At 44.9% G+C, this 1,090-nt stretch carries 1 protein-coding gene and 1 pseudogene; one reads left to right on the forward strand and one right to left on the reverse strand.

Annotation, left to right across the window (positions count from 1 at the left end; all coding sequences use genetic code 11):
* The first annotated feature begins 109 nt into the window (after positions 1-109).
* Positions 110-850 carry an amino acid ABC transporter permease gene (locus tag R7P67_RS26060; RefSeq protein WP_017449315.1) on the forward strand — a complete coding sequence of 247 codons (741 nt, stop codon included), beginning with the start codon at positions 110-112 and terminating at the stop codon, positions 848-850.
* 75 nt (positions 851-925) lie between these two features.
* Here the strand turns inward: R7P67_RS26060 and glmU are convergent.
* Positions 926-1,090, reverse strand: a pseudogene (gene glmU / locus R7P67_RS26065) (bifunctional UDP-N-acetylglucosamine diphosphorylase/glucosamine-1-phosphate N-acetyltransferase GlmU); the annotation flags it as partial.

The following is a 1,090-nucleotide window of genomic DNA, read 5'->3' on the forward strand; positions in this document are numbered from 1 at the left end:
TCCCTTAAAAATAATGACCTTATACGGTTTAATTATTAACCTTTATTACAACCCCATTGATAACATAGCAGTAACAATGGAAGTTTTTTAGTTAATTCAGGGAGTAAATGTGACCTTTCGAACTCTATGGCTGATTTCGCTGCTGTTGTTAACGGGTTGCTCAGATTACCAATGGGGCTGGTATGTACTCGACCCGTCAACGGAACAAGGGATAACCAACCTAAAGTTTTTAGTCGCGGGGTTTAATGACACCATTCAAGTGTCACTCTTGAGTATGTGTTTTGCCATGACACTTGGGCTGCTGATTGCGTTGCCTGCACTTTCTCGCTCACCAACGCTCAAATGGATGAATCGCATCTACGTTGAGGTGATCCGCTCAATCCCAGTATTGGTGTTGCTCTTATGGGTTTACTACGGCATGCCAACGCTGCTCGATGTCTCTCTCAATCATTTTTGGGCGGGGGTAATTGCACTGACTATCGCTGAAAGTGCGTTTATGGCAGAAGTATTTCGCGGTGGGATTCAAGCGATCAACCGAGGTCAGCATGAAGCGGCAGAATCACTTGGTTTGAATTATTGGCAGAAGATGCGCTTGGTGATTCTTCCGCAAGCATTTCGACAAATTTTACCGCCGTTAGGGAATCAGTTTGTCTACATCCTCAAAATGAGTTCTCTGGTGAGCGTAATCGGTTTAAGTGACTTAACGAGACGTGCCAACGAGTTGGTGGTGAATGAGTACTTACCGTTAGAAATTTATACCTTCTTGGTTCTGGAGTACTTGTTGCTCATTCTATTCGTTTCTCAAGCAGTACGTTGGTTAGAAAAGCGTATCGCGATTCCCAGTTACTGATACTTGCACTAAAAACGACAAAGCCGCTCTCACTGGAGCGGCTTTGAGAATTTAGCTTTTAAGCTCAGGTAACGCTTACTTTTGCTTAACTGGACGTTGCCAACCAGTGATCTTACGCTCTTTAACGCGAGTGATCACTAACTCACCCTCTTCCACGTCTTTAGTCAGTGTGGTACCAGCACCGATAGTGGCACCATCAGCAATAGTGACAGGCGCCACCAGCTGGCTATCAGAACCAAC

Source organism: Vibrio sp. Vb0937 (genome assembly GCF_033338855.1).